Here is an 11927-nt window from a genome sequence, read left to right as displayed (position 1 = left end):
CCTCGGGCGCATTGTTGTTGGTGTGATGGTCTTCTAGATCTGAAAATCCACCGTCGCCGCCTCGCCCGCCGCAGGCCGCAGGCGTGCGCTGTCCGCCCCCGCTGCGCCGCCTCCCTTGCCATGCAGCGCAATATCGGCACCGTTGAGCGAGCGTGCACAACTCGCTGCAAACAGCAGGATCGCGGACGAGAAATAGATCCACATCAGCAGCACCACCAGCGAGCCGGCAGCGCCATAGGCCGATACGACGGCTGCAGTGGACAGATACCAGGCCAGCACCTGCTTGCCGATGGTGAAGAGGAACGCGCCGATCGCAGCGCCGGCAATCAGAAAGCGCAGCCGGGGCTTGGTGCCGGTGCCGATGCGCATCATGCCGACGAACAAGGTCACGGTGATCAGGAAGGACACCGTCTCATTGATGACGCCCAGCAGCATGCCGGGGGCCTCCACATGCAACACGGCGCCGGCCCAGCGCGTGGTCATGCTCAGCATCGTCGTGATGACCAGCGAGATCAGCATCAAGAAGCCCAGCACCAGGATATAGCCCAGGCCCCGCACACGCTGCACCAGCGAATACCACCACGGGGTATCGCTCTTGTCGACCGCCTCGCCATGGTTCCACAGCCGCTCCAGCGAAGTCTGCAGTTCCACGAACACCCCGGTGGCCCCGGACAGCAGCATCACAAAGCCAATGGCCGAGGCAATCAGGCCCTGTGATTTGGTTTGCGCGCTCGACAGCGCGCCGCGCACCACATCGGCCACCTGCGCGCCCATGATGTCCTCGACCTGGTGGATCAGGTTGCTCTCGATGTAGGAGCGGTCCAGCCACCAGCCCAGCACGCCCACCAGGAGCAGCAGCAACGGTGCCAGGCTCAGCATGCCGTAGAAGGACATGGCCGCACTCATGCGCAGACCGTCGGCCGCCAGCCATTGCTGGGCGGCATCGTAGAAAGGGCGGAAGGGGTTGAGCTTGTGCTGCACCCGCTGGGCGAGCGTGGAGTCTTGGTTCACCATCGCCCGATTCTGGCATTGAAGGGCGGCCGGCCGGTGTCAGCCATCGGCCATAGCTGGCCGCCCTGTGCAATGTTGACATTCCGCAGCGGCGCGCTGGCCCTGCGCTGCGCTCAATGCCGGTGGTGCACCTGCTGCAGGCCGTAGACCGGGGTAGGCAGCCCCTCTTGCCGCGCCTTGAGCTGCAGCGCCAAGTACAGCGAATAGTGGCGCGACTGGTGCAGATTGCCCCCGTGGAACCACAGCTGCGGCTGCTGGGTGGGCTTCCACATATTGCGCTGCTCGCCCTCCCAGGGGCCTGGGTCCTTGGTGGTGTCCGATCCCAGGCCCCAGACCTTGCCCACCCTGTCGGCCACCTCCTGGCTGATGAGGTCGGCCACCCAGCCGTTCATCGAGCCATAGCCGGTGGCATAGACCACCAGGTCGGCCGGCAGCTCGGTGCCATCGCTCAGCACTACGGCGTTTTCAGTGAGGTGGCTGATGCCCTTGTTCTTGCCCGCCTGCAACTTGATGCTGCCGTCGATCACCAGGTCGCAGGCCCCCACATCGATGTAGTAGCCCGAGGCGCGGCGCAGGTACTTCATGAACAGGCCCGATCCGTCATCGCCGAAATCGAGCATGAAGCCCGCCGCTTCCAGCTTGCGGTAGAACTCCGCATCGCGCTCGCGGATGCGGTCATACAGCGGCACCTGGAAGTCGGCCATGATGCGGTAGGGCAGTGACGCAAAGACCAGGTCTGCCTTCTTCGTGGTCATGCCGCTGGCCACGGCGCGCTCCGAGTACAGATCGCCCAGGCCAATGTCCATCAGCGAATCGGAGCGCACGATGTGCGTGGACGAGCGCTGCACCATCGTCACATCGGCGCCATGCTCCCAGAGTGCGGCGCAGATGTCATGGGCCGAGTTGTTGGCCCCGATCACCACCACCTTCCTGCCGGCATAGGCCTCGGGCCCCGAATGCTGCGACGAGTGCTGCTGCTCGCCCCGGAAGCGCTCCTGGCCTTCGATGCGGGGGATGTTGGCCTTGCCCGACATGCCGGTGGCAAACACCAGCTGCTTGGGGCGCAATACCATCGTGCGGCCCTCGCGCTCCACCGTCACTTCCCACTCCTGGGCAGCCTCGTCGTAGCGCGCGCCCAGGCATTGGGTGGACGACCAGTAGTTCACCTCCATCACCCGGGTGTACATCTCCAGCCAATCACCAATCTTGTCCTTGGGCGCAAACACCGGCCAGTGTTCGGGGAACGGGATGTAGGGCAGGTGGTCATACCAGACCGGATCGTGCAGGCACAGCGATTTGTAGCGGTTGCGCCATTGGTCCCCCGGGCGCGGCTGCCGGTCGATGACGATGTGCGACACACCCAGCTGGCGCAACCGCGCACCCAGCGCAATACCGCCCTGGCCGCCGCCAATCACCAGCACATAGGGCTGGCGGCTCTCGCCCAGGGTCTCGGCCTCTTCCTGCTGGCGGTCCAGCCAGGTCTTGCGGCCCCGGCGTATGCCATGCTCGGCGCCCATCGGGCGGCGCAGCCCTTGCGCTTCTTCAAAGCCCTTGAGCTCCTGGATGGTGGTCAGCAAGGTCCAGATGCGCCCATCACGGATCCGCAGATGGCCCAGGCCCCGTGCATGGCGCGCATCCACCACCAGCCAGGCGCTCAGCACGCCATCGGCCTCCGTCACCTCTTCGTTCGGGTCCAGCTGCAGCAGCAACGGCGCGGCGGCATCCAGCTGCGCGGCCAGCATGTCGGCCACCTGTGCCGGGCCTTCGCAGGTCTTGAGGTTCCAGGTCAGCAGCACCAGGTCGCGCCAGAAGCAGTCTTGGGCAAACAACTGGCTGGCCGCCGCAAAATCGCGGGCGGCCAGCGCCTGGTTGAGCTGGTCCAGCAGGGCCTGGGCGCGGGCGGCAGGTGCGTCTGCAGCCGTGGGGGTGGCATCCGGGGTGGCAGGGGTAGCGGTTGTCATGGCTTGTCTCCTTTTTTGGGCGGTATCGCAGCGGCTCTGCGGCCGCAGCGTCAGCGTTTTTGCAAGCCCCATGCCAGGCGGCCATGCTGCACTGCAACCTCCTTGGGCCCGTGCGGCGCGCTGCGGGTTTGCCAGCAGCGCGCTGGCGCAGGCACTGCGGCAGCCAATGCAACACCTGTTGCATGCGCCCTTTTGCACTGCAGCATCTGTTGCGGGTAAGCCTGATTGGCAGCGCCAGGGTGCGGGCACAGAATCAGCCCGGTGATTGCAGGAGACCCGCCATGCCCATCCACAGCTATACCGCCCATGTCCAGGAGCTCGAAGCCTTTGGCATGGGCTACCCGCTGCACGGAGAGGCGCGCGACCGGGCTGTGCTGGGCAGCTGGCGCCGCTGCATTGACCAGCACCGGCTCGACCCGAGCCGCACCAGCGAAGCCCATATCGTGCCCGCCGGCCAGCTGCGCGCCCACCGCGAAGAGTCCGAACCGCTGATCCGCATTGCCCGCAGCGGGCTGGAGCGCCTGTACCAGCAGCTCAAGGGCCTGGACTATGTATTGCTGCTGGCCGACCGCCATGGCGTGGCGGTGGATTTTCTCGGCCATGACAGCGATGCCAGCGACCTGCGCAGCGCCGGCCTCTACCTGGGCGCGCAGTGGCGCGAGGATGTCGCCGGCACCTCGGCCGTGGGCACGTGCCTGGCCACCGGCGAGGCGCTGACGGTGCACCAGAGCGACCATTTCGACTTCACCCATACGCGCCTGTCGTGCACCGCCGCGCCCATCTACGATCTGCAAGGCCAGCTCGCTGCGGTGCTGGACCTGTCGCTGCTGCGCTCGCCCGCCGCCCGCGCCAGCCAGCAGATGGCCTTGCATCTGGTCACCGCCGCCGTGCGCCGGGTAGAGCTGGCCAATTTGTTGGCCCAATCGGGCAGCGACTGGGTGCTGCGCCTGGCGCAGTCGCCGGATTTTCTCGATGTCGATGCCGATGCGGCGCTCAGCGTCGATGCGCGCGGCCGCATCCGCGCGATGACCCATGCCGCCAGCCGCATGCTGGCCTCCATCGCCGGGCTGAACTGGCGCCAGCAGCCGCTGCTGACCGGCCAGCCGCTGGGCCGCTTTTTTGACACCGACCTGCAGGCCCTGCCCCAGCTGATGCGCAACCGCCCCGCGCAAGAGCGCATTCTGCGCGCCCGTGATGGCAGCATCTGGTTTGCCCATGCGCTGCCGCCCCAGCCGCGCAGCAGCGCGCAGGCCAGCCCGCGCCCGAGCCTGCCCGCGCCGCTGCAGGCGCTCAACACCGGCGACGCTGCGATGGGCCAGGTGCTGCACAAGGCCGCCCGGCTGGCGCCGCAAGACCTGCCGGTGCTGCTGCAGGGCGAGACCGGCAGCGGCAAGGAGTTTCTGGCCCGCGCGCTGCATGCCGCCAGCGGCCGCAGCGGTGCCTTTGTCGCCATCAACTGCGCTGCCATCCCCGAGGCGCTGCTGGAGAGCGAGCTGTTTGGCTACCTGCCCGGCACCTGGACGGGGGGCGCGCACAAAGGACGCGCCGGTCTGGTCGAGGCCGCGCACCAGGGCAGCCTCTTCCTCGATGAAATCGGCGACATGCCGCTGGCGCTGCAGGCCAAGCTGCTGCGTGTGCTGTCCGAGTCGGAGATCACGCCCTTGGGCGCGCGTGCGCCGCAAAAGGTGGATATCCGGGTCATCTCCGCATCGCACCGGCCGCTGGCCGAGCTGGTGCGCAGTGGCCAGTTCCGCGCCGACCTGCTATACCGCCTGAACGCCGCCGAGCTGCAGCTGCCGGCCTTGCGCGATCGCAGCGACCTGCTGGCCCTGGCCGGGCACATGCTGGCCGCCATCGGCTGCAGCCTGCGCCTGAGCGCGCCCGCACAGGCCGCCCTGCGCGCCCACCGCTGGCCCGGCAATCTGCGCGAGCTGCACAATGCGCTGCGCTATGCCGCCGCGCTGGCCGAGCAGCAAATCGACCTGGAGCACCTGCCCGATGCGCTGCAGCGCAGCCCGGCTGTGGCGCAGGGGCAGGACGCGGTTGGCGAAGCAAGCTTGGCAGGCGCCGCATGCGGCGGCCATGCCCTGCATGCCGCCACGCTGGAACAGGTGCTCGCCCAGTGCCAGGGCAATGTCTCCGAAGCCGCCCGCCTGCTGGGTGTGAACCGCTCGACCATCCACCGCCGCATCCAGCGCCAGCAGCTCAGCCGGGTGTTTGCCAGGCAGGAGGACGAGCGACCTTAAGAGTTCTCGTCGCGTGATGTCGCACCCGGGCGAACGCGGCAAGTACCCCGTCGTGACATGCGCCTGCGCGTCCTCGGTTAGGCTGGTGCCACCACCACCCTATCGCGTTGCTTGCCCATGCCCCGACACCGCTTTAACGTCTTTGGCCGCATCCTCGATCTGGAGCCCTGCCCTAGCGGCTGGCGCTGCTATGCCGTCGGTCAGGATGGCAAACGCGCTCCGGTTCAACTGGCGGTGCCCGCTGATCTGCCTGCCAGCGATCTGGGTCAGTACCTTTACGACATCTACCATGAGCTGGCGGCGGGCAGCCGGGGGGATGTGGTGGAGATTTCTGTTCCAGGTTCCAAAGGGGTCTAGCGCGGTACAGAGGCGGCTGCCTGATGGGCCTCAGTCCTTTTTCTGGCGTTGTTTGAGTTTGCTCGTCAAAGCTTGGAGATCGGCCTCATCCTGCTGGTCGGCCTGAATTGCTTCACGCATTCTGCGGTCTTGGTCGAACTGCTGGTATAGCGCATCGGTGCGCGCTTCCATCTGGTCGTGGCTGATCGTGCCAGCGTGGTTGAGCAAGCGAAAGCCATTGGAGGTAATGATCTGATCGACGTTCTGCTTCCAGAAAGCCATCGGCGTCTCACGCTTGCTCTTGGCCCGAAGTTCAGCGGTTTCCAGGAAGATGACCACCAACCGGTTCAAGGTGTCAACTTCATCTTCGCTCAGGTAGTTCTTGGCCACCACAATGTCTGCTTTGCGGACTTTGTCGCCCTTCCAAGCCAACAGGCCGAAATGCGGATCCGCCGAATCTGCCCGAGCCATGATCAGCTCGGCAGCGGTCTTGTCGGTCACAGCAAAGATCAACAGGTTCTGCACTGTCGCAAAAAACACCTGCGTTGCCTTGTCCGTTTTGTCGTAGTCGCTGGACAGCGCGAAGAGATCTCTCACCTTTTGGTAGAAGCGCTTTTCCGAGGCCCGAATGTCGCGGATACGGGCCAGCATTTCGTCAAAGTAATCTGGGCGACCATCCGGGTTCTTCAGCCGCTCGTCATCCATCACAAAGCCCTTGGTCAGATACTCCTTCAGAATGGTGGACGCCCAGCGGCGAAACTGCACACCGCGTGGCGAGCGCACGCGGTAGCCGACCGCCAGAATGGCTTCGAGGTTATAGAGCTTGGTAAGGTAGTTTTTGCCGTCGGAGGCAGTTACCGAGGATTCCTCGGTAACTGAAGACGCCTCGATTTCCTCGTCAGCAAAGATGTTCTTGAGATGCAGCCCAATATTGTCGGTACTCACGTCAAATAGCTGGGCCATTTCACGCTGTGTGAGCCAGACCGTTTGGCCTTTGGTCCGCAGCTTGATCTGGCTGCGACCGTCTTCTGTAGTGTAGAGAATGAAGTCGCTCATGCTGCCTCCTTCTGGGATGGAAATAGCCGCCAACTACGCATGCAGTCAAGGCTGTCTTCATAGGTCAGCCTGCCCATACAGCTGTATTCGATGTGCTTTTTTTCGACGACCAGACTTGGGATTGCACAAGGCATATCGTGGAAGGAGAAAGATGAAGGCATGGACGCAAATCAATGAAGCGGGCGAATCCGCTAGATTGTGACAGGCCACACCAGTCCGCAAGTTGGCTACTAGCCACGGTTCTGGAACGATACGTTCTGTCCGGGTAACTTTGCATCCTGCGCTGAAACATACGCAGCGCCCTAGCAACAAAAAAGCCGCGCAACCCAAAGGCTGCGCGGCGCTTGGCCACCGTCAAAAAGACGGCTTAGTCGATGCGCGCAATCACAGCGCCAGCGGCCTGGTAGCTGCCCGCTTCCACCTTCAGGCTGATGCGGCCAGCGCGGGGGGCGTTGATCTGCATTTCCATCTTCATGGCTTCCATCACGGCGATCAGCTCACCCTCTTGCACGGTGGCGCCGTCAGCGACCTTCCAGGTCGTGAGGGTGCCGGCGGAGGCGGCCGTGACGGCCTTCTCGTCCACGGCTGCTTCCACAGGCGCTGGGGCAGCGCCAGGGGCCGACAGGCCGGACAGCAGGGAGGCGGGCAGGCCCAGCATCACGCGGCGGCCGTCGAGCTCGATGGCCACGCGTTGCAGGCCAGCGGTGGCGGCAGGCTGGGGACGGGTTTCGGGCTGGGCATCCCACTGGGGCATCAGCTCGGTTTCGATCCAGCGGGTGTGCACACCAAAGTGCTGGCCGTTGATGAAGTCGGCATGCGCCATCACGGCCTCATGGAAAGGCAGCACGGTCGGCACGCCTTCGATCTTGAACTCCTTGAGCGCGCGGCGTGCGCGTTGCACGGCCACTTCGCGGGTTGGTCCCCAGACGATCAGCTTGGCCAGCATCGAATCGAACTGGCCCGCCACCTGCGAGCCCGATTCGACACCGCTGTCGACGCGCACGCCGGGGCCCGATGGAGCCTCGAAGCGGGTCACCAGACCGGGGGCGGGCAGGAAGCCACGGCCCACGTCTTCGGCGTTGATGCGGAACTCAAACGCATGGCCGTGGGGGGCAGGCACCGTGGTATCGGCCAGCACTTCGCCTTCGGCCACGCGGAACTGCAGGCGCACCAGGTCGGTACCGGTGGTCTCTTCGGTCACGGGATGCTCCACCTGCAAGCGGGTGTTGACTTCCAGGAACGAGATCGCGCCGCCCTGGCTCAGCAGGTATTCCACCGTGCCGGCGCCCACATAGCCAGCGGCCTGGCAGATCTCGCGGGCCGATTGGTGGATGCGTTCGCGCTGCGCGTCGGTCAGGAAAGGCGCTGGAGCCTCTTCGACCAGCTTCTGGTTGCGGCGCTGCAAGGAGCAGTCACGCGTGCCCAGCACCCGCACATTGCCGTGCTGGTCGGCCATCACCTGGGCTTCGATGTGGCGCGGCTTGTCCAGAAACTGCTCGACAAAGCACTCGCCACGGCCAAAGGCGGTCACGGCCTCGCGCACCGCCGCGCCATACAGCTCGTCGATGTCCTCGGCCTTCCAGATCACCTTGATGCCACGGCCACCACCGCCGAACGCAGCCTTGACCGCAATCGGCAGGCCATGGTCACGCGCAAAGGCATGCACCTCGGAGACATCCTTGACCGGCTCGGGCGTGCCTGCCACCAGCGGCGCACCCACGCTCAGCGCCAGCTTGCGCGCCTGCACCTTGTCGCCCAATTGCTCGATGGCCGAAGGCGGTGGGCCCACCCAGGTCAGGCCGGCACCGATCACGGCGCGGGCAAAGGCGGCGTTTTCCGACAGAAAACCGTAGCCTGGGTGCACCGCATCTGCGCCGCTCTTTTGCGCCACTGCAATCAGCTTGGCGATGTCCAGATAGGTCTCTGCCGGGCGCTGGCCTTCAAGCGCATAGGCCTCATCGGCCATGCGCACATGCAGCGCGTCGATATCGGCATCGGCATACACCGCCACGCTCTTGAGGCCGTGGTCCGTGCAGGCACGAATAATGCGGACGGCGATCTCGCCACGGTTTGCAATCAATACTTTTTTCATGGCTGAGAAGACTCCAGACAACCAAAACACGACAGAGAAGTGAGATTGCCGCAGCGTGTTTCACGGCCTTTTGCAATCAACACTTCGCTCATAGCTATATCCATTCAAGAACGGGGCGCGCACGCCCTGTTCAACACTCAGCCCACCAGGTCCGCAAAGGGCGCCAGGGGGCGGAATTGCAGCCAGCCACCGACGGGCACTTGCGCGGCCAGGTCCAGGTGGTAGGAGGCAATGCAGGCGATGACCGGGTAACCACCGGTCAAGGGGTGGTCAGCCAGGAACAGCACGGGCTGGCCGCTGGCGGGCACCTGGATGGCGCCCAGGGCCGTGCCCTCGCTGGGCAGCTCCTGGGTTTGGCTGCGCACCAGTGCCTCATCGCCGGCCAGGCGCAAGCCCACGCGGTTGGACTGGGGGGTGACCTGCCAGCGCTGCGCGGCAAACAGGGCCACCGCCTCGGGGGTGAACCAGTCGGTACGCGGGCCCATGACGACATCGAGCACCACCGTCTCACCGGCCTTGGGCAGCGCAGGCGGGTTCAGATCAGGGGCTTGCACCGCAGCGGCATCGCGTGCATCGCCCACGGCCAGGGTCTGGCCGGTGGTCAAGGCGGCAGGGCCGATGCGGGCCAGGGTGTCGGTGCTGGTGCTGCCCAGCACGGGCTCCACCAGCCAGCCGCCGCGCACCGCCACATAGCTGCGCACGCCGCTGTCGGGCTCGCCCAGCTGGATCACATCGCCATCATTCAAGGCAATGGCCGCATTGCGCTCGGCCTGCCAGGCAGCGCCGCTGGCGCTGCGCACGGTCAGGGGGCCGGTGGCGCCAGTAACGGCTACCACGGTGGCCCCCAGGCTTTGCAGTTGCAGGCCTGCGGCGACGGACTCCAGCACCGATTGGCGCGCATCGTTGCCCACCAGGCGGTTGGCACGGCGCATCGCGCCCTGGTCCAGCGCACCGGCGGCCGATACGCCCTGGCCCGCCTGGCCGGCGCGGCCGGCGTCCTGCACCAGGGTCTGCAAGCCGGTGGCACGCACACGCATGCCGGCGCCGGTATGCTCAGCCGCTGCGGGGGCCTGGGCCTGCGCCGCAGATTGCTGCTGGAGCAGCGCCTGGCCAGCCGCGGTGCTGGCATCGACAAAACGCACCAGCATGCCCGGCTGCAGCAAGGCAGGCGGGTTGCGCAGCAGGTCCCACATGGGCACCTCAGTGCGGCCCAGCAGCTGCCAGCCGCCGGGGGTGTCATTGGGGTAGACGGCACTGAAGGTGCCGGCAATCGCCACCGAGCCCGCAGGCACCTTGGTGCGCGGCGTGCTGCGGCGTGGCACGTTCAGGCTCGGGTCGCCACCGGTCAGGTAGGCAAAGCCGGGCGCAAAGCCGCAAAAGGCCACGCTGTAATCGCTACCGCTGTGGCGGCGAATCAGCTCGGGCACATCAATGCCCAGGATCTGCGCCACATCGGCCAGGTCCTCGCCGTCGTAGTGCACGGCAATCTCGACACGCTGGCCAGCGCTGCGGGCCTGGCGGCCCAGGTGCAACGCAGCCATATGGCGCTGCAGGTCGGCAGCACTGGTCTGCCAGCGGTCGAACGAGACCAGGATGGTGCGCGCAGCGGGCACCAGCTCCTGCACGCCAGCGGGCAGCTCGGCCTGCAGTGCGGCCAGCAGGTCCAAGGTGTGTTCCAGGTCCTGCAGCTCCACCAGCATGCTCTGGTCGCTCACCGGCAGAAAGCGCATCGTGCGTTCGTCGCTCATGCGCCCGCCTTGTCCATGAAGGAGCGGATCTGCACGCCTGCGGCCTGCAGGTGCTCGCGCACCGCCTTGGCCATGGCCACCGCGCCGGGGCTGTCGCCATGCACGCAGATGGAATCGGCCTGCACCTCGACCACGGAGCCATCATTGGCCTGCACCGTGCCTTGCTGCACCAGCTGCAGCATGCGCTGGGCCACCATCTCCGGGTCGTGCAGCACAGCGCCTGGCTCGCGGCGCGATACCAAGGTGCCTTGCGGGGTGTAGCCCCGGTCGGCAAAGGCCTCGGCAATCACGGTAAGGCCCGCTTCACGCGCCCATTGCATCAGTGGCGAGCCGGCCAGCACCACCAGTGCCAGCTGGCCGCCCACGGCCTGCATGGCCTCGATCACGGCAGCGGCCTGGCGGCGGTCCTGGGCGATGGTGTTGTACAGCGCGCCATGGGGTTTGACATAGCGCACCGTGGTGCCTGCCGCAGCGGCCAGGCCTTGCAGCGCGCCAATCTGGTAGATCACGTCGCTCACCAGGTCGGCATGGGCCACATCCATGTTGCGGCGGCCAAAACCGACCAGGTCGCGGTAGGCCACATGGGCACCGACCACGACGTTGTTGGCCTTGGCTTTTTTCAAGGTATCGAGAATGCCAGCCGGATCGCCTGCATGAAAACCGCAGGCCACGTTGGCGCTGCTGACGATGGACAGCATGGACGCGTCGTCGCCCATGGTCCATGCACCCAGGCTCTCGCCCAGGTCGCTGTTCAAATCCATGGTGAGGGACATGGTGCTACCTTTCTTATGAATTTCAGTGGAGTTGGCCTGCGCTCAGCTGCAGATCCTGCTGCTCAGGATCATGCCGCAGCACGGCCGCAATCAGCGCTTCAATACCCTTGCACTGCGTCTCCACCGCCATGCTCGGGGCGCCTGGCAGCGCCGCTGCCATCTCGGGCAGGTAGGGCACATGCACAAAGCCGCCGCGCGTTTGCGCCCAGGCGGGCACGGTGTTCAGGCGGTGCATCAGGCCGTAGAAGACATGGTTGCAGACAAAGGTGCCGGCGGTGTTGCTCACCTCGGCGGGCACACCGGCTGCACGCATGGCAGTCACGGCCTGCTTGATGGGCAGGCGCGCAAAATAGGCCGCAGGGCCATCGGGGGTGACGGCCACATCGATGGGCTGCTGGCCGGCGTTGTCGGCAATGCGGGCATCATCGACATTGATGGCCACGCGCTCGATCGACAGGGCCGTGCGGCCGCCGGCCAGGCCCAGCGCAATCACCAGGCTGGGCTGGTGCTGCTGCAGGGCTGCGTCCAGCGCATCCAGCGCCTTGCCAAACACACAGGGCAGCTGCACGCCAGCCACGCGCGCACCGTCAATGGTCTTGCCATCGAGCCTGCGGGCCACTTCCCACGCGGGGTTGAGGGGGGCTTTGTCAAAGGGCTCAAAGCCCAGCACCAGTACGGTTGTGTCAGTCATGCAGAGGTCCTGT

The 11927-nt window shown here is 65.9% G+C and carries 9 protein-coding genes; 2 read left to right on the top strand and 7 right to left on the bottom strand.

The genetic code is table 11. From position 1 onward, the window contains the following. Positions 1 to 33 precede the first annotated feature (33 nt). Both MJ205_RS20260 and MJ205_RS20255 read right to left on the bottom strand, forming a co-directional pair. Positions 34 to 1014 carry a YihY/virulence factor BrkB family protein gene (locus MJ205_RS20260; protein WP_239810098.1) on the bottom strand — a complete coding sequence of 327 codons (981 nt, stop codon included), beginning with the start codon at positions 1012 to 1014 and terminating at the stop codon, positions 34 to 36. Between the two features lie 110 nt (positions 1015 to 1124). Beyond that, positions 1125 to 2972 (bottom strand): flavin-containing monooxygenase, encoded by a 1848-nt coding sequence (locus MJ205_RS20255; protein ID WP_239810097.1) that lies wholly within the window; start codon positions 2970 to 2972, stop codon positions 1125 to 1127. 281 nt (positions 2973 to 3253) lie between these two features. On the opposite strand from MJ205_RS20255, the gene MJ205_RS20250 reads away from it, so the two are divergent. Then, positions 3254 to 5218 (top strand): sigma-54-dependent Fis family transcriptional regulator, encoded by a 1965-nt coding sequence (locus MJ205_RS20250; RefSeq protein ID WP_239810096.1) that lies wholly within the window; start codon positions 3254 to 3256, stop codon positions 5216 to 5218. Positions 5219 to 5335: 117 nt separating this feature from the next. Beyond that, positions 5336 to 5575: a DUF7661 family protein gene (locus MJ205_RS20245; protein WP_239810095.1), complete on the top strand. Its 240-nt coding sequence runs from the start codon at positions 5336 to 5338 to the stop codon at positions 5573 to 5575. A 30-nt stretch (positions 5576 to 5605) separates the two neighbouring features. Here the strand turns inward: MJ205_RS20245 and MJ205_RS20240 are convergent, their stop codons facing one another. The 5 genes from MJ205_RS20240 to pcp form a co-directional block, all read right to left on the bottom strand. Next, positions 5606 to 6610 carry a virulence RhuM family protein gene (locus tag MJ205_RS20240; protein WP_239810094.1) on the bottom strand — a complete coding sequence of 335 codons (1005 nt, stop codon included), beginning with the start codon at positions 6608 to 6610 and terminating at the stop codon, positions 5606 to 5608. A gap of 367 nt (positions 6611 to 6977) precedes the next feature. Next, complete coding sequence (locus MJ205_RS20235) at positions 6978 to 8702, bottom strand: acetyl/propionyl/methylcrotonyl-CoA carboxylase subunit alpha (protein WP_133856691.1); 1725 nt, start codon at positions 8700 to 8702, stop codon at positions 6978 to 6980. 137 nt (positions 8703 to 8839) lie between these two features. Beyond that, on the bottom strand, positions 8840 to 10432 hold the full coding sequence (locus tag MJ205_RS20230) for a 5-oxoprolinase subunit B/C family protein (RefSeq protein ID WP_239812807.1): 1593 nt from the start codon (positions 10430 to 10432) through the stop codon (positions 8840 to 8842). A gap of 14 nt (positions 10433 to 10446) precedes the next feature. Beyond that, on the bottom strand, positions 10447 to 11223 hold the full coding sequence (locus MJ205_RS20225; protein ID WP_230773897.1) for a LamB/YcsF family protein: 777 nt from the start codon (positions 11221 to 11223) through the stop codon (positions 10447 to 10449). Positions 11224 to 11245: 22 nt separating this feature from the next. Further along, positions 11246 to 11914: a pyroglutamyl-peptidase I gene (gene pcp, locus MJ205_RS20220; RefSeq protein WP_239810093.1), complete on the bottom strand. Its 669-nt coding sequence runs from the start codon at positions 11912 to 11914 to the stop codon at positions 11246 to 11248. Positions 11915 to 11927: the final 13 nt, after the last annotated feature.

Source organism: Comamonas sp. B21-038, assembly GCF_022387135.1.
GTDB lineage: Bacteria > Pseudomonadota > Gammaproteobacteria > Burkholderiales > Burkholderiaceae_C > Comamonas > Comamonas sediminis.
Note: the sequence above shows the minus strand (reverse complement) of the source record. Positions and strands in the feature narration are given on the sequence as shown.

Coding starts and splice junctions, on each gene's coding strand:
- MJ205_RS20240 (WP_239810094.1), bottom strand. CDS start 6,610: ATGAGCGACTTCATTCTCTACACTACAGAAGACGGTCGCAGCCAGATC.
- MJ205_RS20235 (WP_133856691.1), bottom strand. CDS start 8,702: ATGAAAAAAGTATTGATTGCAAACCGTGGCGAGATCGCCGTCCGCATT.
- MJ205_RS20230 (WP_239812807.1), bottom strand. CDS start 10,432: ATGCGCTTTCTGCCGGTGAGCGACCAGAGCATGCTGGTGGAGCTGCAG.
- MJ205_RS20245 (WP_239810095.1), top strand. CDS start 5,336: ATGCCCCGACACCGCTTTAACGTCTTTGGCCGCATCCTCGATCTGGAG.
- MJ205_RS20260 (WP_239810098.1), bottom strand. CDS start 1,014: ATGGTGAACCAAGACTCCACGCTCGCCCAGCGGGTGCAGCACAAGCTC.
- MJ205_RS20225 (WP_230773897.1), bottom strand. CDS start 11,223: ATGTCCCTCACCATGGATTTGAACAGCGACCTGGGCGAGAGCCTGGGT.
- pcp (WP_239810093.1), bottom strand. CDS start 11,914: ATGACTGACACAACCGTACTGGTGCTGGGCTTTGAGCCCTTTGACAAA.
- MJ205_RS20250 (WP_239810096.1), top strand. CDS start 3,254: ATGCCCATCCACAGCTATACCGCCCATGTCCAGGAGCTCGAAGCCTTT.
- MJ205_RS20255 (WP_239810097.1), bottom strand. CDS start 2,972: ATGACAACCGCTACCCCTGCCACCCCGGATGCCACCCCCACGGCTGCA.